We start from the raw sequence: 19,415 nt of genomic DNA, 5'->3' as shown, positions 1-19,415 counted from the left end.
CTCGCTATCGGCTTGCTGCGCGCTCGGCTGCGCGGCAACCGCGGGTTCCTCGTCCGCCGTTTCGGCGCCCAGCGCCGGCAGGGATTCGTCCAGGTGCCACTCGTCCGAACTCAGCGCCGGCATGGCATCCGGCAGTTCTTCGACAGCAGGTTCGGCGACCTCGATATGCAGCTCCGGCAGCTCGTCCGGCTGCGGCGCGACGAAGTCCACCTCGGCCAGCTCGCCCAGGTCGATCTCCATCGACTCGTCTTCAGCCAGCGCTTGCGGCGCGTCATCGACGGCAGCCTCTGGCGGCTCCACAGCTTCATTGGCCGGGGCGCTCGGCGCGGCTAGCGTGCCGCCCTGGCGAAAGGAGCGGATCGCTTCGATCAGCTCCGTCGAATCGAGCAGCGGCTGGTTACGCTGCAGCTGCTCCAACACCACGGCCAGGCGGTCGTGGCTCTGCTGCAGCAGGCTAGCCAGTTGCGGCGAATAGCTGAAACGGCGATCCACCAGGCCTTCGTAGAGGGATTCCAGCTCGTGGGCCAGGTCGCCGATGGCGCGAATCTCGGCCATCCGCGCACCGCCCTTGAGGGTGTGCAGGTCGCGCTGCAGGGAGGACAGCGCCATGGTGCTATCCGGATCGGACAACCAGCGGTCGAGGGCCTGGCCGGCGCTGTCGAGAATATCGACGGCCTCTTCCAGGAAGATCTCCACCATCTCGGCGTCGAGGTTCTCCGGCATGCTGCTCAGCGCTGCGACCGGCTCCGGCTCGGCAAAGGTAATCGGCTCGGGCTCGGAAGCCAGGATCGGCTCGGCATCGAACTCCAGCAGGGACTCGCTGTGCGACTCCTCCGGCAGTTCCTCCAGCTCGACGACCTCAAGGCCGGCGATGTTATCGGTGCTCAGCAGGGCCAGGGTCGCCGGGTCCAGCGCCTGATCCAGCAGGTTGCGCAAGGCGGCGACGCGCTCGGGCTGCGGGCTGACCTGCAGGGCCGCAGCGACCTGGTCCATCTGACCGATCAGCGCCTCGTGGGCGGCCTCGGCTTCGGCGAAGAAGTGCTCGCTGACCGCCAGGCGACCATCCAGCACGGCCTGATACAGCGCCAGCAGGGCCTGGCACAGCTCATCAATCTGCGGCAGCTCGGCCATCTCGGCGCCACGGCCGAGGGTGGTCAGCTCTTCCAGCAGGGCAGACAGCTCCTGCTGCTCGCTGGGATGCTCACGCCACTTGTGCAGCAGGTCCTCGGCATCCAGCAGGATGTCCATACCTTCTGCGAGGAAGATCGAGATCAGCTGCGGATCACGGTGATCCTGCTGCTCCAGACGCGCGCTCTCGGCGGCGCCCAGGCGATCCTGGTGCAGTTTCTGTACGCGCTCGAGGAACTCCGGCGCACCGGGGATCGGCGCCAGCGGATGGCTCTCCAGCTGCTCCAGACCGGCACGGAACAGGTGCTCGGCATCGCGCAGCAGCTCGGCCTCGGCCAGGTCCATGGAGATCAGGTTGGTCTTGAACTCCTTGACCAGCTTCTCCAGCGGCGTGGCGATTTCGGCGATCGGCAGGATGCCAGCCATGTGCGCGCTGCCCTTGAGGGTATGCAGGGCGCGCTGCAAGTCATCGGTCACCGGCTGCGGCAACTCCTGGGCACAGTCGGCGAGGAAGCCGACCAGGGTGTCCAGATGCGTCTCGGCCTCGTTGCGGAAGATCTCCAGCAGCAGCGGGTCGAGCCCTTCGTCTTCGGCGGAAAGGCCGAAGCTCATGGGCTCCGGTGCCTGCAGCTCGATCTCGACTTCTTCGACCGGCTCTTCGGCGACGAGCACTGGCTCCGGCTCGCTCTCCGGCTCAGCGGCGATGTTCGGCACCTGGCCACGGGCCAGGGCGTGGGCAATGGCGGCCAGACGATCGACATCGTCGCGCTGGCGCTGAGCCTTGGCGGCGAACTCGTCGACCAGGGCCGGCATCAGCGCCACCACGTCGGCAATCACCTGCTGCACCGGCTGATCGGGCTGGATGCTGCGATCGAGCACGCGGTTGAGCATGTTCTCGATGGACCAGGCCAGCTCACCGATGATCAGCGCGCGGACCATGCGACCACTGCCCTTGAGGGTGTGGAAGGCGCGTCGCACTTCGGTCAGCGCGTCCTTGTTGTCGGTGTCGGCGCGCCACTGCGGCAGGTATTCGTTGATGGTTTCGAGAACCTCGCCGGCTTCCTCGATGAAGACCTCCAGCAGGTCTTCGTCCACCGGCTCTTCGTCGGCCGGCGGCGGCAGCAGGCTTGGCGGCACGTCGCGGGCAGGCGGATTGATCGCTTGCACCGGGGCGGCCATCACCTCGGCCATGGTCAGTGGCTTGTCGACCGCCACGGCTTCCGGCTCAGGCGCCAGCGGCGCGCTGGGCAGCTCAACCTCAGGCAGCTCAAGATCGGCGATCTCCAGCTCGTCCCAGTTGGTCGGCGTGCTGTCCAGGCTCAGCTCTTCGAGTGAATCCTCGCCCAGAGCCGGCAGTTCTTCGCCGAGGCTGAACTCGACCGGCTCGGCCTCCAGGCTCAACTCCTGCGGCTCGGCAGAGAGCGGCTGCAGATCATCCAGGCTGGCCAGTTCGAGCGGTTCATCCAGGCTCAGGTCGATGCCAGTGGCATCCGCCTGCAGAGGTTCGCCCAGGCTCCAGTTATCGTCGGAGACCAGCAGCTCGCCAGCCTCTTCGGCTGGCAGCTCGGCGAACTCGACACTCAGCTCATCGCTCGACTCGTCGAGCGACAGAGCCGGCAATTCTTCCAACTCTAGAGGCGGTTCGTCGGCCAGCGGCTCGAAGGCGACTTCCTCGGCGGCTAGGACTTCGATGTCCTGCAGCGGGTCGGCCAGCGGTGCCGGGGCCTCCTCGCGTGGCTCGATACGGTCGAGAATCGAGGGCTTTTCCTTGAGCGGATAGCCCAGGCTTTCCAGGCTCTCCTCGGCAACGTCGAGAATCAGGTCGCCCTGGGTCGCGTGATCTTCGGCCAGGCGCTCCAGGTAGTACTCGACGCTGGTGATGGCGTCGGCCAGGGTGTCCAGGTTCTGCCAGTTGGGTACGGCCTTGCGCACCAGCAACTGCTCCTCGATATAACGGGTGCAGGCTTTCAGCAGCTCGGCGGCACGCGCCAGCGGAATCATCGCCAAGCCGCCACGGACCTGGGTCAGCAGCTCGGGCACGCGAGCCAGATGCTCGTGGTTCCACTGCGAGGCGATGAACTCGATGATCGCGTCCTTGGCCTGCTCCAGACCGGTACGCGCCTCCTTGATCACCAGCTGGTGGATCTGCGCCACGTCGGTGGTCGGCAGATGGCTCTGTTCGTTCTGCGCGTCGTCACCGGGGCCGACCATGCCGGCCAGGGTGGCCTCGACGTAGAGCAGCGCACCAGCGACGTCCATCAGCACGGCGTCGTTCGGCTCGCGCTGGCCGAGGGACAGAGCATGTACCACATCGATCTGGTCGAGGATCACCTTGCGCGGCTGGCCGAAGCCGAGCACGGCCAGGGTGTCGGCAATCTGCTTCAGCGGTGCCAGCAGGGAGTCCAGCTCGGCCACCTGCTTGCGGTCGCTGCGCACGAACAGGTCGAGGCTGTCCTTGACCCGCACCAGCTCCTCACACAGGGCACCGACCACCGAACGCATGGCGTCACGGTCAGGGCCGGCCAGGCGGGCACGCTCCTCGTCGACCACGCCGCTGTCGGGCAGCGCGTCATCGAGGCGATATTGATCCTTCAGGGTGCGAATGCGCGGCGACTGGGCCGGCGCCTTGGCCACGTAGAACAGTAGGTTCTTGGTCAGCTCGTCCGGGGCACCCTGGTTGATGCCGTCGGCGCCCTGTTCGACCAGGCGCTTGAGTTCCTTGTCGACCTGACGCAGCAGGGTACGCACCGAAGTGCTGTTGACCACACTGCCATTGGCCAGGCCTTCGACCATGCCGGAGGCGATCTGCCACAGCGGGCCGAGCGGGGCCTCCTTGCACAGGGTTTCCAGGCGCGCGAAGACGCGGGCCATGTAGCCCAGGTTGGTAGCCAGGTCCTGGTTGCGGATCACTCCGACCAGAGCCATCTGCAGCATCTGCCGCAGCTTGCGCAGCAGCACCGGCAACTCGGCGGTGCGCAGTTTTTCCAGGGAATCCAGCGACAGGGCCGGCAGGCGGCCGGACAGGTCTGGGGAGAACAGGCTGGTTTCCGACAGTAGGTTCTCGCCGCGCGCGGCGCGCAGGTCATTGAGCAGCGGCAGCACGACCATCGGCAGGTCGCGGCGGGCACTCTGGATGCGGTCGAGGTAGGCCGGCAGCTGCAGGATCGCCTGCATCAGCACTTCCAGGGCTTCGGCCTGGTTGCCGACGCGGCCGTCCAGCAGGGCCTGGGTCAGCTGCTCCATTTCCTCGGCGAGCAGGGCCGCGCCGTAGAATTCGACCATCTGCAGGGTGCCCTGCACCTGGTGCACATAGGTCTGGCAGAAACGCATGCGCGTGGCGTCCTGGGGGTTCTCGACGAACGCCTCCAGGGCCTGGCGGGCCTGTTTCAGGGTCTCCGCGATCTCGCCTTTGACCCACTCCAGGGCGACATAGTCGTGCCGATCACCCATACCTGCTCCAGTCATTCTTGTCTTAGCCCTTGCGGGTGAAAGCCAGGACCCGCTCGTCAGCCACCGGCACCAGGTCCGGATGCTGCCAACCGACTACTTCACCGACCCCGACCACCAGCATTCCCCCCGGCGCCAGGCGTTCGGCCAGGCGGTTGAGAATTTCACGGCGGCGCCAGCGGCGGAAATAGATCAGCAGGTTCTGGCAAAAGATTACGTCCATGCCGGATTGCGGCGCCTTGGCCAGCTCCAGCACATTCAACCGGGCAACGCAGACGCGCGCCGCCAGGTCAGGCACCACTTGGTAACGACCATCGGCCTGGGCAAGGAAGTAGCGCTCGCACAGGTCGCTGTCCATCTGTTCCAGCTTGCGCGCGCCGTATGCCGCCTCGCGCGCCTTGTTCAACACGTTCAGGCTGATGTCGGTGCCGGTCACGCCGAACTGCCGCGGGCTTTCCAGCTCACGCAGCACCTCGGCGGCGCAGATCGCCATCGAGTAAGGCTCCTCGCCGCTGGAGCAACCGACGCTCCACAGGGCCAGGGGCTGTTGTTGTTCATCGGTGGCCAGACGACCACGCAGGTAACTCTCCAGCACATCGAAGGACGGACGGTGACGGAAGAAGCGGGTTTCCTGCACGGTGAGGCGGTCCAGCAGGGTCGACCATTCCACCGCACCACGCGGGCCATCGGTAACCTGCCGGTAGTAACTGGCATAGTCGCCGACACCCAGCTCACGCATGCGCGAACTCAGGTTGGTCTGCAGAAAAGCACGGCGCTGCTCGTTGATCACCACGCCGGTGCGCTCTTCCAGCAGGGCCTGCCAGTCGCGGAACTCCGTCTGCGACATATCGGCCAGAGGCTTCAAGGCCCAGACGCCGCTTGGCTGCATGCCGTGCCCCTCGCTCATGGCCGAGTGCCCCGGGCAGCGACCCTCTCAGGCCGCTGCACCTCCCTAGATCAGGCCTGGCCGTCCGGCAGGGTGAAGCCGGATACCGACCGACGCATCTCACTGGCCATCTTGGCCAGGTTACCAATGCTCTTGGCGGTAGCGGTGGTACCTGCGGAGGTCTGCGAGGTAATCTCCTGAATCACGTTCATGGTGTTGGAGATGTGGCCAGCAGACGAAGCCTGCTGACGGGCGGCGTTGGAGATGTTCTGGATCAAGGCCGCGAGGGTCTTGGATACTTTCTCGATCTCTTCCAGGGCCACACCGGCGTCCTGCGCCAGGCGGGCACCGCGCACTACTTCGGAAGTGGTCTGCTCCATGGAGATAACCGCTTCGTTGGTGTCGGTCTGAATCGTTTTAACCAGCGCCTCGATCTGCTTGGTTGCAGCGGAGGAACGTTCTGCGAGGCGTTGTACCTCGTCCGCTACCACGGCGAAGCCTCGACCCGCGTCACCGGCCATGGATGCCTGAATCGCGGCGTTCAGTGCGAGGATGTTGGTCTGGTCGGCAATGTCGTTAATCAGGCTAACGATGTCACCGATCTCCTGGGACGATTCACCGAGGCGTTTGATCCGCTTCGAGGTGTCCTGGATCTGCTCACGGATGTTATCCATGCCGGTGATGGTGTTGTGTACGACTTCGTTACCCTTGTTGGCGATGGCTACGGAACGTTCCGCTACCGCGGAGGATTCCGCGGCGTTCGCCGATACCTGGTCAATCGACACGGCCATTTCGTTGATCGCCGCGGATGCACCGGCGATTTCCTGGGCCTGGTGCTCGGAAGCCTCGGCCAGGTGCATTGCAGTGGCCTGGGTTTCCTGGGCGGCGGCGGCCACCTGTACGGCGGTCGAGTTGATCGTCGCTACCAGGTCGCGCAGCTGGTCGATGGAGTAGTTGATGGAGTCCGCGATGGCACCGGTGAAGTCCTCGGTTACCGTCGCAGCCACTGTCAGGTCACCGTCCGCGAGGTCGGCGATTTCGTCGAGCAGTCGCAGAATCGCCGCCTGGTTACGTTCGTTCTTCTCGGCGGTGGAGGCCAGTCGGCGGTTGGTCTCACGCACCATCACCAGACCGATGAGGATGATCGCGGCCAGAGCCAGGGCGCCCAGCACGTAGCCAGCCAGAGTGTTGAACACACGACCGTCGGCCAGGTCTTCGAAGTTGCCGGCCAGACCGGAGGTCTTGTCCAGCAGCGTCTGCGAACCGGTGAAGATGGTGTTGGCGGATTCACGGACCTGGAACAGTTCCGGGGAGGTCTCGAGGATCTCGTCCACCGAGCCGGATACGAACTGGAACAGCTCGGAAATCTCGGCCAGGCGCTCCAGGGCGTCCGGGTCGGTCACCCTGGAGATTTCCATGGCGGTGTTGCCTTCGATCATCGCCTTGAGCACGCGACCGAACAGGCTGGCGTCACGACCGAACATGTCGGCGGCCTGTACCGAGTCGTCGTCACCGGCCAGTACCTTGTTCACCGAGCCGAGAATACGTTCGGCGAGCAGCGACTGACGCTGGGCAACCGAGACCTGGGCAGCCGGCGCACCGCTCTGCAGCAGGATGTCGACCACCTCTTCGTACTCGACCTGCAGCTGCGGAATGGTTTCGGCGAGGGTCGCCGCTACCTGGTGCAGCGACAGTACGGTTTGTTCGCTCTGCAGGATGGCGTCGGCGTTCTGCCGCAGCACGTCCCAGTCCTTCTGCACCTCGTCCATCTGCGGCTTGACCGACTCCGGCGCGGACGGCAGGCCGGTGGCCTCGTTACCGGTGGTCAGGAAGCCCCAGCGCTCTTCGAAGTCGCGACGCGCTTCTTTCAGCAGCGGGAAGGCTTCGGCCTTACCGGTCGCCGCTTCGGTGGCGTTCTTCGCAATACGCTGGGACAGCACGCGCAGTTCGCCTGCGTGGCTGATGTATTCCTTGTCGTAGTTGGACTGGGTGTTGAGGTAGGCGAAGTTGGCGAACAGCAACACGATGGAAATGATCAGGACTATGAAGAGTCCGGCGATCAGCGTGTTACTGCGCACACCTGCCAAGAGATTGCCTGCATCGAGTTTTTTCATTATTTGGCCCCCGCCTGGACCGACCGCACAACTATTTCCATGTAACGCCAAAGGGCCGGCAAATGCCGACCCAACCGAAAATTCTTATACCGCCACGTCGAGGAAGCCCTGGTGCAGCGCCAATGTATGTGGACTGAACACCAACCAAGGTCGCTCGCGCTGGAAAACCCCATGAATGAAGGGCGAGATCGCCGCTTCGAGTGGAGGCAATTGCTCCGAAAAGGTATCTACCGGGAAGTGCTGCATGCCGAACACCTCGTCGACCGTAAGGCCGGCGAAGACTTCGTTGTAATCCACCACCAGGACTCGGCGCTGCTTGCGCAGCGGCGACAGGTCGCTACCGAAGAAGCCACACAGGTCCATCACTGGCAGCAGGCGGCCACGCACGTTGGCCACACCCTTCACCCAGCTCTTCACGCCTGGCAGCAGGGTGTGCCGTGGTTCGTGCAGCACCTCGCCCACCTCGCCCATGGGCGCCACGAAGTAGCGATCGCCCATACGAAAGCCAATACCGCTCCAGGTCTGTACCGTCTGCTGTTGCGACGGCAGACCAGCCGCCAGCGCACGACAGCGCTGGTCGAGGTCAACGAGAAGCTGGAAGGGGGATTGCGCGTCCGACATGCCGGCCTTGGCCTTTTCTTCTTATGGGGCTACGGACTGGCGCGGCTTCAGCCGGCCAGCACCGAGTTGAGGGTCTTCATCAGCGTGTCTTCATCGACCGGTTTGGTCAGGTAGTCACGCGCGCCTTGGCGCTTGCCCCAGACCTTGTCGGTTTCCTGATCCTTGGTGGTGACGATGATCACCGGGATGTGGCTGGTTTCGGCGTCCTTGGTCAGTTGACGAGTCGCCTGGAAGCCGTTGAGGCCGGGCATGACGATATCCATCAGCACCGCGTCCGGCTTTTCCTGGCGGGCCAGGGCCACGCCATCGGCGCCATTCTCCGCCTTGAGTACCTGGTGACCGTGCTTCTCGAGCATGGCGGTCAGCTTGTACATCTCGGTCGGCGAGTCATCAACAATCAGAATACGAGCCATGAAGTTCCCCATTCGGAATAGGCATCGCCGGCTTGTGGCCGGCTATCAGGAGGCTTGCTCCACCGGGACGAATTCGGGCACATGCGTCTTGATAGCGCCGAGCAGCTCTTCCTTGCTGAAAGGCTTGGTCAGGTACTGGTCGGAACCGACGATGCGCCCCTTGGCCTTATCGAACAAACCGTCCTTGGAGGACAGCATGATCACCGGGGTGGATTTAAAAGCACTGTTGTTTTTGATCAGGGCGCAGGTCTGATAACCATCGAGGCGGGGCATCATGATGTCGACAAAGATGATGCTCGGATGAGTGTCAGCAATCTTGGCCAGGGCGTCGAAGCCGTCTACCGCGGTAATGACCTCGCAACCCACCTTCTTCAGCAGAGTCTCGGCGGTGCGACGAATCGTCTTCGAATCGTCGATCACCATGACCTTCAAACCCTCGGAATGCTGTTCCATGTCTGCCCTACCATCGCCTCGGTGAGTCATTGTTTTATCTATATCAGCACAGTGCGGCTAAGGCCCTAACACTGACGGGCTGCGACCCGATCGTCCGGACTTTTTAGCACACTCTCCTGACGCAATCTATAAGCCCCTAATACACGGGGTTTTTCTTGACCAGCGACGTCTTGCGGCGCCACCCTTGCGTATCCTTTTCGGCCATCCTGCAGCAGGTTTCACCCCATGAGCATTCGCCTGGGGATCGTCATGGATCCCATCGCCCAGATCAACTTCAAGAAGGACAGCTCGCTGGCCATGCTTCTCGCCGCGCAGGCTCGCGGCTGGTCGCTCTTCTATATGGAGCAGCGCGACCTCTACCAGAATGCTGGCCAGGTCCGCGCCCGCATGACCCCGCTGCAGGTATTCAACGACCCGCAACGCTGGTTCGAACTGGGCCAGGAACAGGATTCGCCCCTGGCGGACCTGGACGTGATCCTGATGCGCAAAGACCCGCCCTTCGACAACGAGTTCGTCTACTCCACTTACTTATTGGAGCAGGCCGAGCGCGATGGCGTACTGGTGGTCAACCGCCCACAGAGCCTGCGCGACTGCAACGAGAAGCTGTTCGCCACCCAGTTCCCGCATTGCATGCCGCCCACGCTGGTCAGCCGCAGGCCCGACATTCTGCGCGAGTTCGCCGAAGCGCAGCGTGACATCATTCTCAAACCCCTGGATGGCATGGGCGGCTCCTCGATCTTCCGCCACCGCGCCGGCGACCCCAATCTCTCGGTGATCCTCGAGACCCTGACCGCCCACGGCACCCAGCAGATCATGGCGCAGGGCTACCTGCCGGGCATCAAGGATGGCGACAAGCGCATCCTGATGATCGACGGCGAGCCAGTGCCGTACTGCCTGGCGCGTATCCCCGCCCAAGGCGAGACCCGCGGCAACCTGGCCGCCGGCGGCCGTGGCGAAGCCCGCCCACTGACCGAGCGCGACCGCTGGATCGCCGCCGAGGTCGGCCCGGTACTGCGCGAGAAGGGCCTGCTGTTCGTCGGCCTGGACGTGATCGGCGAGCACCTCACCGAGATCAACGTGACCAGCCCGACCTGCATCCGCGAGATCGACAAGGCCTACGACACCCGCATCGGCGAGCGCTTGATGGACGCCATCGAGGGCAAGCTTGCCGCGCGCAAAGCTTGATCCAGGTGGCAGCTTGGCGCTTGCGGCTTGCAGCCTGACGACCCGAGCCGGCAGACTGCGCGGCAATTCGTAACCCGCGCAAGCAGATGAACGCAGCCTTGAAACCGCCGCCCGAACTGACCAGCTCAGGCATCCGCCCCGCGGATCGCCTGGGTTTCACCCTGTTCGTCGCCACCCTGCTGCACCTGGCCCTGATCCTCGGTGTCAGCTTCTCCCTGGCCGAGCCCGGGCAGATCAGCAAGACCCTGGAAATCACCCTGTCCACCTTCAAGAGCCAGGAGAAGCCCAAGGAGGCCGACTTCCTCGCCCAGGACAACCAGCAGGGCAGCGGCACCCTGGAGCACAAGGCAGCGCCCAAGACCACCGAGCAGGCGCCGTTCCAGGACAGCAAGGTCAACAAGGTCACCCCGGCCGCCGCGCCGCAGCCGACCCAGCGCAAGGAAGCCGCCGTCGCCAAGACCGCGTTGACGACCACCAAGCAGCAACAGCAGAAAGCCGCGACCAAACAGAAGGAAGAGGAGCCGCAACCCGACGCCCAGCAGGCGCCGGTGTTCGACAGCACCCAGCTGTCCGCGGAAATCGCCAGCCTGGAGGCCGAATTGGCCCAGGAGCAGCAGCTCTACGCCAAGCGCCCGAAGATCCACCGCCTCAACGCCGCCTCGACCATGCGCGACAAGGGTGCCTGGTACAAGGACGAGTGGCGCAAGAAGGTCGAGCGCGTTGGCAACCTGAATTACCCGGAAGAGGCGCGCCGCCAGCGAATCTACGGCAGCCTGCGCCTGCTGGTGTCGATCAACCGCGATGGCACCCTGTATGAAGTGCAGGTGCTGGAGCCCTCCGGCCAACCGACCCTGGACCAGGCCGCCCTGCGCATCGTGCGCCTGGCCGCGCCCTTCGCACCCTTCACCGGCGACCTGGCGGACATCGACCGCCTGGAAATCATCCGCACCTGGCGCTTCGAGCGCGGCGACCGCCTGTCCAGCAACTGATCGGCGCCGCGGCATTTCCGCCCAGCGCTTGAAGCCGGCGCCATCAGGGTCGAAACTAGCGACCATGAAAACCGCCGTCAGCTACCTCAAGCATCACTTCCTGATCGCCATGCCGCACATGGCCGATCCCAACTTCGCGCAGACCGTCACCTACCTGGTGGAACACAACGAGCAAGGCGCCATGGGCCTGGTGATCAACCGCCCCAACGGCCTCAACCTGGCCGATGTGCTGGAGCAGCTGCGCCCGGACGAGACCCCGTCAATCCTCTGCCAGAGCTTGCCGATCTTCGCCGGCGGCCCGGTGCAGACCGATCGCGGCTTCGTCCTGCATCCGAGCGGGCAGAGTTTCCAGGCCACCCTGGAGCTGGGCGAGCTGGCCCTGTCCACCTCTCAGGACGTGCTGTTCGCCATCGCAGAGGGCAACGGCCCGGCCAAGCACCTGATCACCCTCGGCTACGCCGGCTGGGAAGCAGGCCAGCTGGAGACCGAACTGACCGACAACGCCTGGCTGACCTGCCCGGCCGATGCCGCCATCCTCTTCGACACCCCCGCCGAGCAGCGCCTGTCCGCAGCCGCCTCGCGCCTGGGCATCAACCTCAGCCTGCTCACCGCCCAGGCCGGCCACGCATGAGCCAAGCACCGCGCCTGCTGCTGGGCTTCGACTACGGCACCAAACAGATCGGCGTCGCCGTCGGCCAGGCCGTCACCGGCCAGGCCCGCGAGCTCTGCGTGCTCAAGGCACAGAACGGCGTGCCGGACTGGCAGAAGGTCGAGGCCCTGATCAAGGAATGGCAGCCGGACGCCATCGTCGTCGGCCTGCCGCTGAACATGGATGGCACCCGCAGCGAGATGAGCGAACGCGCCGAGAAGTTCGCCCGCCGCCTCAACGGCCGCTTCAACCTGCCGGTGCACACCCACGACGAACGCCTGACCACCTTCGAGGCCAAGGGCCAGCGCCTGGCCCAGGGCCAGCGCGGCGGCTACCGCGAGCGCCCGGTGGACGCCCTGGCCGCCGCCCTGCTGCTGGAAGGCTGGCTGGAACACAACCTTTACGACTGACTGCGAGGAACGCCCATGTCCCTGCCCGACCCTCAACAACTGCTGCCGCGCATGGCCACCGAGCTCAAGGCGTTGCTGCAGCGCCGCGGCATCGAGCAGGTGCGCTTCATCGGCATTCGCACCGGCGGTGTCTGGGTCGCCGAGGCGCTGTTGCGCGAACTGGGCCTGGAGCAGCCACTGGGCACCCTCGACGTGTCGTTCTATCGCGACGACTTCACCCGCAGCGGCCTGCACCCGCAGGTCAAACCCTCGGCGCTGCCGTTCGAGGTCGAGGACCAGCACCTGGTGCTGATCGACGACGTGCTGATGAGCGGGCGCACCATCCGCGCCGCCCTCAACGAACTGTTCGATTACGGCCGCCCAGCCAGCGTGACCCTGGTCAGCCTGCTCGACCTGGACGCCCGCGAGCTGCCGATCCACGCCGACGTGCTCGGCGCCACCCTCGCCCTGGCACCCGAGCAACGGGTAAAATTGTCCGGCCCCGCGCCGCTCACCCTCGAGCTGCAAAGCCTCTCCGCCTAGGACCACCCCATGCCCATCGACGCCAAGCGCTCGCTGCAGCTCAACGACCAGGGCCAGCTGCGCCACTTCCTCTCGCTCGACGGCCTGCCCCGCGAGCTGCTGACGGAAATCCTCGACACCGCCGACTCCTTCCTCGAAGTCGGCGCCCGCGCAGTGAAGAAGGTCCCGCTGCTGCGCGGCAAGACCGTGTGCAACGTGTTCTTCGAGAACTCCACGCGCACCCGCACCACCTTCGAGCTGGCGGCCCAGCGCCTGTCGGCCGACGTGATCAGCCTCAATGTGTCGACCAGTTCGACCAGCAAGGGCGAGACCCTGTTCGACACCCTGCGCAACCTGGAAGCCATGGCCGCCGACATCTTCGTCGTACGCCATGCCGACTCCGGCGCCGCGCATTTCATCGCTGAACACGTGTGCCCGAACCTGGCGATCATCAACGGCGGCGACGGCCGCCACGCGCACCCGACCCAGGGCATGCTCGACATGCTGACCATCCGTCGGCACAAGGGCAGCTTCGAGAATCTATCGGTGGCGATCGTCGGCGATATCCTGCACTCGCGAGTGGCGCGCTCGAACATGCTGGCGCTGAAGACCCTGGGCTGCCCGGACATCCGCGTGATCGGCCCGAAAACCCTGCTGCCGGTGGGCATCGAGCAGTACGGGGTAAAGGTCTACAGCGACCTCGCCGAGGGCCTCAAGGACGTCGACGTGGTGATCATGCTGCGCCTGCAGCGCGAGCGCATGCAGGGCGGCCTGCTGCCCAGCGAAGGCGAGTTCTACAAGCTCTACGGCCTGACCGAGCAACGCCTCAAGCTGGCCAAGCCGGACGCCCTGGTGATGCACCCGGGGCCGATCAACCGCGGCGTGGAAATCGAGTCGGCGGTGGCCGACGGCCCGCAATCGGTCATCCTCAACCAGGTCACCTACGGCATCGCCATCCGCATGGCCGTGCTGTCGATGGCCATGAGCGGCCAGGCCGCCCAGCGTCAACTGAATGCCGAGGAGCACAACTGATGCGCACGCGAATCCTCGGAGCCCGGGTGATTGACCCGGCCAGCGGCCTGGACCAGGTCCGCGATCTCTACCTGGACGGCGGCAAGCTCGCCTCCTTCGACCAGGCTCCGGCCGGCTTCGTCGCCGACCAGGAACTGGACGCCCGCGGCCTGATCGCCAGCCCCGGCCTGGTCGACCTGTCCGTGGCCCTGCGCGAGCCGGGCTACAGCCGCAAGGGCAATATCGCCAGCGAAACCCTGGCCGCCGCCGCTGGCGGTGTCACCAGCCTGTGCTGCCCGCCACTGACCAAACCGGTACTGGACACCCCGGCCGTGGCCGAGCTGATCCTCGACCGCGCCCAGGAAGCCGGCCACACCAAGGTGTTCCCGATCGGTGCGCTGACCAAGGGCCTGGCCGGCGAGCAGCTGGCCGAGCTGGTCGCCCTGCGCGACGCCGGCTGCGTGGCCTTCGCCAACGGCCTGGCGCCGATGGCCAACAACCGCACCTTGCGCCGCGCCCTGGAATACGCTGCCACCTTCGACCTGACCGTGGTGTTCCACGCCCAGGACTTCGAATTGGCCGAAGGTGGCCTGGCCCACGAGGGCGCCACCGCCAGCTTCCTCGGCCTGGCCGGCATTCCGGAAACCGCCGAGACCGTGGCCCTGGCTCGTGACCTCCTGCTGGTCGAACAGAGTGGCGTGCGCGCCCACTTCAGCCAGATCACCAGCGCCCGCGGCGCCGAGATGATCGCCGCCGCCCAGGCTCGCGGCCTGCCGGTGACCGCCGACGTGGCGATGTACCAGCTGATCCTCACCGACGAGGCCCTACTGGGCTTCTCCAGCCTGTACCACGTGCAACCGCCGCTGCGCACCGCCTTCGACCGCGACGGCCTGCGCGAAGCGGTGAAGAACGGCGTGATCGGCAGCATCGCCAGCCACCACCAGCCTCACGAGGCCGACGCCAAGCTGGCACCGTTCGGCGCCACCGAGCCAGGCATCAGCAGCGCCGAGTTGCTCCTGCCGCTGGCCCTGACCCTGGTGCAGGACGAGCTGGTCGATCTGCCGACCCTGCTCGCCCGCCTCACCAGTGGCCCGGCCAAAGCCCTGCGCCTGCCCGCCGGCCGTCTGGCCGTCGGCGCCCCGGCTGACCTGCTGCTGTTCGACGCGGAAGGCCAGACCCTGGCCGGCGAGACCTGGCGCTCCAAAGGCGGCAACTGCCCGTTCATCGGTCACTGCCTGCCAGGCCAGGTGCGCTACACCCTGGTCGACGGCCGCATCAGCTACCAGAGCTGAAGCGTCCGGCCATGAAAAAGCCCGCCAATCGGCGGGCTTTTTCGTTTGTCCTGGGCTCAGGCGCGGGAGGCGTTCTTGATCGACACCTGGGTATTCAGGGTCCAGAAGTCATAAAGCACGCCGAGCAGGAACAGGCCGCCGGTGAACAGGTAGATGATCCCGGTGATCCACTTGCCCTGGTACATGCGGTGCACGCCGAACACGCCGAGGAAGGTCAGCAGAATCCAGGCCACGTTGTAGTCGGTGTCGCCGGCGGTGAAGCGCAGGTCCGCCTCGCGATCCATCGCCGGAATCAGGAACAGGTCGATGATCCAGCCAATGAACAGCAGGCCGAAGGTGAAGAACCAGATGGTCCCGGTCACCGGCTTGCCGTAGTAGAAACGGTGCGCGCCGAGGAAACCGAAGATCCACAACAGATAGCCGATGACCTTGCTGTGGGTGTCCTGTCGTTGCATGAAAACTCCTTGTGACTGAACGGGCCGACCACCGGCCGACGCAAAGACTTGCGCGATAAGGGTGATCGCCAAATACTGTATATAAATACAGTTATCGATAACACCCCATGGAACTCATCGACAAGCTAACCGTATTGGCCGACGCGGCCAAGTATGACGTTTCCTGCGCCAGCAGCGGCGCGCCCAAACGCGACTCGCGCGGCAAGTCCGGCCTGGGCGCCACCAACGGCATGGGCATCTGCCACAGTTTCACGCCGGATGGCCGCTGCGTGGCGTTGCTCAAGATCCTGCTGACCAACTTCTGCCTCTACGACTGCCAGTACTGCGTCAACCGCCGCTCCAGCGACGTGCCACGCGCGCGCTTCACCCCCGAGGAAGTGGTGCGCCTGACCCTGGATTTCTACCGGCGCAATTGCATCAGCGGACTGTTCCTCAGCTCCGGGATCATCCGCTCGGCCGACTACACCATGGAGCAGCTGGTGCGCGTCGCCAAACTGCTGCGCGAGGAGCACGAGTTCCGCGGCTACATTCACCTGAAGACCATTCCCGACGCTTCGCCCGAGCTGATCACTAAGGCCGGCCGCTATGCCGACCGCCTCAGCGTCAATATCGAACTGCCCAGCGAGGCCAGCCTGATTCGCCTGGCGCCGGAAAAGAGCGTCGGCACCATCAAGCAGACGATGGGCTCGATCCGCCTCGGCGTCGACGAGGCCCGCGAGGAGACCCGCGGCCCGGCCTTCGCCCCCGCCGGGCAGAGTACGCAGATGATCGTCGGCGCCGACGACACCGACGACCGCACCATCCTCGACACCGCGCAGACCCTGTACGGCGCCTACCGCCTCAAGCGCGTGTACTACTCGGCGTTCAGCCCGATCCCGCACAGCCCGAAGAGCGTGCCGTTCCAGGCGCCGCCGCTGCTGCGCGAACACCGCCTGTACCAGGCCGACTTCCTTCTGCGCGGCTACGGCTTCAAGGTCCAGGAGCTGATCGCCACACCGGGCAACCTGGCCCTCGACATCGACCCCAAGCTGGCCTGGGCGCTGGCCAACCGCGAGCAGTTTCCACTCGATCTGAACCGCGCCGAGCCGGCGATGATCGCGCGCGTGCCGGGCATCGGCGTACTCAGCGCCAGGCGTCTGGTGGACCTCCGCCAGCAGCGGCGCATCCGCTACAACGATGTGGTGCGCCTGCGCTGTGCGATGGACAAGGCCAGGCCGTTCATCGTCACCCAGGACTATCGCCCACGGCAGGCCACCCTGGAATCCTCCGCTCTGCGCCGCCAACTCAGCGACCAGCCGGCGCAAATGGTCCTGTGGTGATGCAGTTCGGCCGCTTCGATGGCAGCTTTGCCGGCTGGCGCGACGAGGCGCGCAGACTGCTGCAGGCAGGCGTACCGCCACATGCGGTGATCTGGGAGGTCGGCGAAACGCATGCCATCCAGGACCTGTTTCACGACGATGGGGCCAAGCCATGTCAGCAGGTCCCGGCAAGTCTCTCGATCCCCCGCCAGCTACCAGACCTGCTGGAAGTGGCCGCGTGCTTTCGCGACGACAACCGCTGGGCATTGCTCTACCGGATTCTCTGGCGCGTCTGCCAGGGCGACCGCAGCGCCATGCTGGCAGGTGACCTAGATGGCTCGCAGCTGCATCGGCGGATCAAAGCCGTACATCGCGAAGTCCACCACATGCACGCCTTCCTGCGCTTTCGCGATATGCCGGAAGCTGCCGGACCGGCCTTCATTGCCTGGCACGAGCCGGCCCACGACATTCTGCAAATGGCGGTCGAGCACTTCGCCCAGCGCATGGGCAACAGCACCTGGTTGATCGCCACACCAGGCGGCGCTGCCTGCTGGGACGGCACGGAAATCCGCATCAGCACACCCTGTCCACCGGCGCTGGAGGCGCTCGCTCGAGCCGCCGCAGAGATCGATGACAGCCTATGGCTCGCCTATTACAAGAGCACCTTCAACCCGACGCGATTGAACCGGGAGTGCCTGGAAAGAAACCTGCCGGTACGCTTCTGGAAACACCTTCCCGAAGGCCAGGCGATCCCCGCACTGATTTGCGAAGCCCGGGCTGGCGGCCAGTCGAACGGCCAGCTTGCCGCCATCACCAGCATGCATGGCCGCACCATCGCTACGCCGGCCAGCGCCAAACGCTGCCAGAGCTGCCCCCGACACAGCAACAGATATCAAGCCATTTCAGAAGAATTGAGAGGACTGGTGCTGCTGGCCGGTCAACCAGGCGCCCGGCCTTTCGGAGGTGCAGCGGGGCGACTTCTGGATCAAGCGCTGCAGGAAGCCGGGCTGGACCGCAGCCAGGCCTACCTGACGTACGCGGTCAAGCACTTCAATCCACTGGTGGAAATCAAGGCACGCGCCCGCCGGCAACTGCTTATGCCGGCGATCGAGGAAGTATCGAACTGCCGCCCCTGCCTGCAGGCCGAGTTGGATCGGGTGCAGCCCAAGGCAATCCTTGCGCTCGGGAAAACCGCGGCACAGGCACTGTTGGGAGACAACTGCGAGTTCGACAAGCTGTATGGCCGCCTGGTGGAGGATCAGGCCGGGCGGCGAGTGTTGGTGGGCGACCATCCTAGCGAGCTGTTATGGAATCATCCCGCAGGGCGCCAATGGGCCTACGACGCCCTGGTGCTCTCGCTGAGGCAAGCAAGGCGCCTGTGCGGGATAGGCGCCTGATCAGCGGAAGCGCCGGCCTGGGTCCTCTTCGCTGACTTCCAGGCTCAGCCCTTCGGTCATCTGGGTCAGGTGCTCGCCATCGGTCTCCGAGCCGAGCTTAATCATCAGGCGCAGGTCGTTGGCCGAGTCGGCGTAGAGCAGCGCATCTTCGTAGGTGATCTCGCCCTGGGTGTAGAGGTTGTACAGGGCCTGGTCGAAGGTCTGCATGCCCAGCTCGGTGGAGCGTTTCATCAGGCCCTTGAGCTCGTGCACCTCGCCCTTGCGGATCAGGTCGGCGGCCAGCGGGGTATTGATCAACACCTCGATCACCGCGCGACGCCCCTTGCCATCCGGCGTCGGCACCAGCTGCTGGGCGACGATAGCCTTGAGGTTGAGCGACAGGTCCATCCACACCTGGTTCTGCCGATCCGGCGGGAAGAAGTTGATGATGCGGTCCAGAGCCTGGTTGGCGTTGTTGGCGTGCAGGGTGGCCAGGCACAGGTGACCGGTCTCGGCGAAGGCCACGGCATGGTCCATGGTCTCGCGGGTCCGTACCTCACCGATGAGGATCACGTCCGGCGCCTGGCGCAGGGTGTTCTTCAGCGCCACTTCGAAGGACTCGGTGTCGATACCGACCTCGCGCTGGGTGACGATGCAGTTCTGGTGCTGGTGAATGTACTCGATCGGGTCTTCGATGGAGATGATGTGGCCGCTGGTGTTCTTGTTGCGGTAACCGATCATCGCCGCCAGCGAGGTGGACTTACCGGTACCGGTGGCGCCGACGAACAGCACCAGGCCGCGCTTGGTCAGCGCCAGCTTCTTCAGTACATCCGGCAGTTTGAGGTCATCGATGGTCGGGATATTGGTCTCGATGCGACGCAGCACCATGCCGGCCAGGTTGCGCTGGTAGAAGGCGCTGACGCGGAAACGACCGACGCCACGGGCACTGATGGCGAAGTTGCACTCGTGGTTCTCGGCGAACTCGCGGCGCTGCTGCTCGTTCATCACCGAGTGCACCGTCTCGCGGGTCTGCTCCGGCGACATGGGGTTCTTGGTCACCGGCATGATCTTGCCATTGACCTTCATCGAAGGGGGCACGCCCGCGGTGATGAACAAGTCGGACCCGCCCTTCTCCACCATCAGACGCAGCAGCTTTTCAAATTCCATCTTTCCCGCCCGTATTTCTC

16 protein-coding genes and 1 pseudogene are annotated in these 19,415 nt (G+C 65.1%); 9 read left to right on the top strand and 8 right to left on the bottom strand.

What is annotated here, in order from left to right; translation table 11 throughout:
• Positions 1–285 precede the first annotated feature (285 nt).
• The 6 genes and pseudogenes from IP89_RS23960 to pilG all read right to left on the bottom strand — a co-directional run.
• A pseudogene (locus IP89_RS23960) lies at positions 286–4,578 on the bottom strand (Hpt domain-containing protein); the annotation flags it as partial.
• A 22-nt stretch (positions 4,579–4,600) separates the two neighbouring features.
• A complete protein-coding gene (locus IP89_RS17750; protein ID WP_043310986.1) occupies positions 4,601–5,464 on the bottom strand; it encodes a CheR family methyltransferase in 864 nt (287 codons plus the stop codon).
• A 68-nt stretch (positions 5,465–5,532) separates the two neighbouring features.
• Positions 5,533–7,575 carry a methyl-accepting chemotaxis protein gene (locus IP89_RS17745; protein ID WP_043310985.1) on the bottom strand — a complete coding sequence of 681 codons (2,043 nt, stop codon included), beginning with the start codon at positions 7,573–7,575 and terminating at the stop codon, positions 5,533–5,535.
• A gap of 84 nt (positions 7,576–7,659) precedes the next feature.
• Complete coding sequence (locus IP89_RS17740) at positions 7,660–8,196, bottom strand: chemotaxis protein CheW (RefSeq protein WP_043310984.1); 537 nt, start codon at positions 8,194–8,196, stop codon at positions 7,660–7,662.
• Between the two features lie 47 nt (positions 8,197–8,243).
• Positions 8,244–8,609 carry a twitching motility response regulator PilH gene (pilH, locus tag IP89_RS17735; RefSeq protein ID WP_043310983.1) on the bottom strand — a complete coding sequence of 122 codons (366 nt, stop codon included), beginning with the start codon at positions 8,607–8,609 and terminating at the stop codon, positions 8,244–8,246.
• A 45-nt stretch (positions 8,610–8,654) separates the two neighbouring features.
• A complete protein-coding gene (gene pilG / locus IP89_RS17730) occupies positions 8,655–9,062 on the bottom strand; it encodes a twitching motility response regulator PilG (protein ID WP_043310982.1) in 408 nt (135 codons plus the stop codon).
• A gap of 225 nt (positions 9,063–9,287) precedes the next feature.
• Between pilG and gshB the strand changes: the two genes are divergently transcribed.
• The 7 genes from gshB to IP89_RS17695 all read left to right on the top strand — a co-directional run bounded on the left by gshB (position 9,288) and on the right by IP89_RS17695 (position 15,099).
• The gene (gene gshB / locus IP89_RS17725) at positions 9,288–10,247 is read left to right on the top strand and encodes a glutathione synthase (RefSeq protein WP_043310981.1); all 960 of its coding nucleotides are present in this window, start codon (positions 9,288–9,290) and stop codon (positions 10,245–10,247) included.
• 86 nt (positions 10,248–10,333) lie between these two features.
• Positions 10,334–11,236, top strand: coding sequence for an energy transducer TonB (locus tag IP89_RS17720; protein WP_043310980.1), 903 nt, complete (start codon positions 10,334–10,336; stop codon positions 11,234–11,236).
• 64 nt (positions 11,237–11,300) lie between these two features.
• Positions 11,301–11,867, top strand: coding sequence for a YqgE/AlgH family protein (locus tag IP89_RS17715; protein WP_043310979.1), 567 nt, complete (start codon positions 11,301–11,303; stop codon positions 11,865–11,867).
• Positions 11,864–12,295 carry a Holliday junction resolvase RuvX gene (ruvX, locus tag IP89_RS17710; RefSeq protein ID WP_043310978.1) on the top strand — a complete coding sequence of 144 codons (432 nt, stop codon included), beginning with the start codon at positions 11,864–11,866 and terminating at the stop codon, positions 12,293–12,295. The genes IP89_RS17715 and ruvX overlap by 4 nt, the downstream gene beginning before the upstream one ends.
• A gap of 15 nt (positions 12,296–12,310) precedes the next feature.
• Positions 12,311–12,817, top strand: a complete 507-nt coding sequence (gene pyrR / locus IP89_RS17705) for a bifunctional pyr operon transcriptional regulator/uracil phosphoribosyltransferase PyrR (RefSeq protein ID WP_043310977.1) — start codon at positions 12,311–12,313, stop codon at positions 12,815–12,817.
• 9 nt (positions 12,818–12,826) lie between these two features.
• Positions 12,827–13,828: an aspartate carbamoyltransferase catalytic subunit gene (locus IP89_RS17700; RefSeq protein ID WP_043310976.1), complete on the top strand. Its 1,002-nt coding sequence runs from the start codon at positions 12,827–12,829 to the stop codon at positions 13,826–13,828.
• A complete protein-coding gene (locus IP89_RS17695) occupies positions 13,828–15,099 on the top strand; it encodes a dihydroorotase (protein WP_043310975.1) in 1,272 nt (423 codons plus the stop codon). Before IP89_RS17700 ends, IP89_RS17695 begins: the two co-directional genes overlap by 1 nt.
• A 56-nt stretch (positions 15,100–15,155) precedes the next feature.
• On the opposite strand, the gene IP89_RS17690 is transcribed toward IP89_RS17695, so the two are convergent.
• A complete protein-coding gene (locus tag IP89_RS17690; protein WP_043310974.1) occupies positions 15,156–15,554 on the bottom strand; it encodes a TM2 domain-containing protein in 399 nt (132 codons plus the stop codon).
• 107 nt (positions 15,555–15,661) lie between these two features.
• Between IP89_RS17690 and IP89_RS17685 the strand changes: the two genes are divergently transcribed.
• Together IP89_RS17685 and IP89_RS23150 are read left to right on the top strand one after the other, a co-directional pair.
• Positions 15,662–16,873, top strand: a complete 1,212-nt coding sequence (locus tag IP89_RS17685; RefSeq protein WP_043310973.1) for a putative DNA modification/repair radical SAM protein — start codon at positions 15,662–15,664, stop codon at positions 16,871–16,873.
• Positions 16,873–18,249, top strand: a complete 1,377-nt coding sequence (locus IP89_RS23150; RefSeq protein WP_043311146.1) for a TIGR03915 family putative DNA repair protein — start codon at positions 16,873–16,875, stop codon at positions 18,247–18,249. The genes IP89_RS17685 and IP89_RS23150 overlap by 1 nt, the downstream gene beginning before the upstream one ends.
• Here IP89_RS23150 and IP89_RS17675 read toward each other — a convergent pair whose 3' ends face one another.
• Positions 18,250–19,395: a PilT/PilU family type 4a pilus ATPase gene (locus IP89_RS17675; RefSeq protein WP_043310972.1), complete on the bottom strand. Its 1,146-nt coding sequence runs from the start codon at positions 19,393–19,395 to the stop codon at positions 18,250–18,252.
• Positions 19,396–19,415 lie beyond the last annotated feature (20 nt).

It is taken from the genome of Pseudomonas sp. ML96 (assembly GCF_000761545.1).
GTDB lineage: Bacteria > Pseudomonadota > Gammaproteobacteria > Pseudomonadales > Pseudomonadaceae > Aquipseudomonas.
The sequence above is the reverse complement of the archived record's forward strand: the minus strand, read 5'-3'. Positions and strand labels throughout refer to the sequence as shown.

Excerpts from the sequence above, each read along its gene's own strand:
- IP89_RS17715 (WP_043310979.1), top strand. The coding sequence starts at position 11,301 with ATGAAAACCGCCGTCAGCTACCTCAAGCATCACTTCCTGATCGCCATG.
- IP89_RS17685 (WP_043310973.1), top strand. The coding sequence starts at position 15,662 with ATGGAACTCATCGACAAGCTAACCGTATTGGCCGACGCGGCCAAGTAT.
- IP89_RS17720 (WP_043310980.1), top strand. The coding sequence starts at position 10,334 with ATGAACGCAGCCTTGAAACCGCCGCCCGAACTGACCAGCTCAGGCATC.
- IP89_RS23150 (WP_043311146.1), top strand. The coding sequence starts at position 16,873 with ATGCAGTTCGGCCGCTTCGATGGCAGCTTTGCCGGCTGGCGCGACGAG.
- IP89_RS17745 (WP_043310985.1), bottom strand. The coding sequence starts at position 7,575 with ATGAAAAAACTCGATGCAGGCAATCTCTTGGCAGGTGTGCGCAGTAAC.
- IP89_RS17740 (WP_043310984.1), bottom strand. The coding sequence starts at position 8,196 with ATGTCGGACGCGCAATCCCCCTTCCAGCTTCTCGTTGACCTCGACCAG.
- pilH (WP_043310983.1), bottom strand. The coding sequence starts at position 8,609 with ATGGCTCGTATTCTGATTGTTGATGACTCGCCGACCGAGATGTACAAG.
- pyrR (WP_043310977.1), top strand. The coding sequence starts at position 12,311 with ATGTCCCTGCCCGACCCTCAACAACTGCTGCCGCGCATGGCCACCGAG.
- IP89_RS17695 (WP_043310975.1), top strand. The coding sequence starts at position 13,828 with ATGCGCACGCGAATCCTCGGAGCCCGGGTGATTGACCCGGCCAGCGGC.
- IP89_RS17675 (WP_043310972.1), bottom strand. The coding sequence starts at position 19,395 with ATGGAATTTGAAAAGCTGCTGCGTCTGATGGTGGAGAAGGGCGGGTCC.
- pilG (WP_043310982.1), bottom strand. The coding sequence starts at position 9,062 with ATGGAACAGCATTCCGAGGGTTTGAAGGTCATGGTGATCGACGATTCG.
- IP89_RS17690 (WP_043310974.1), bottom strand. The coding sequence starts at position 15,554 with ATGCAACGACAGGACACCCACAGCAAGGTCATCGGCTATCTGTTGTGG.
- gshB (WP_043310981.1), top strand. The coding sequence starts at position 9,288 with ATGAGCATTCGCCTGGGGATCGTCATGGATCCCATCGCCCAGATCAAC.
- IP89_RS17750 (WP_043310986.1), bottom strand. The coding sequence starts at position 5,464 with ATGCAGCCAAGCGGCGTCTGGGCCTTGAAGCCTCTGGCCGATATGTCG.
- ruvX (WP_043310978.1), top strand. The coding sequence starts at position 11,864 with ATGAGCCAAGCACCGCGCCTGCTGCTGGGCTTCGACTACGGCACCAAA.
- IP89_RS17700 (WP_043310976.1), top strand. The coding sequence starts at position 12,827 with ATGCCCATCGACGCCAAGCGCTCGCTGCAGCTCAACGACCAGGGCCAG.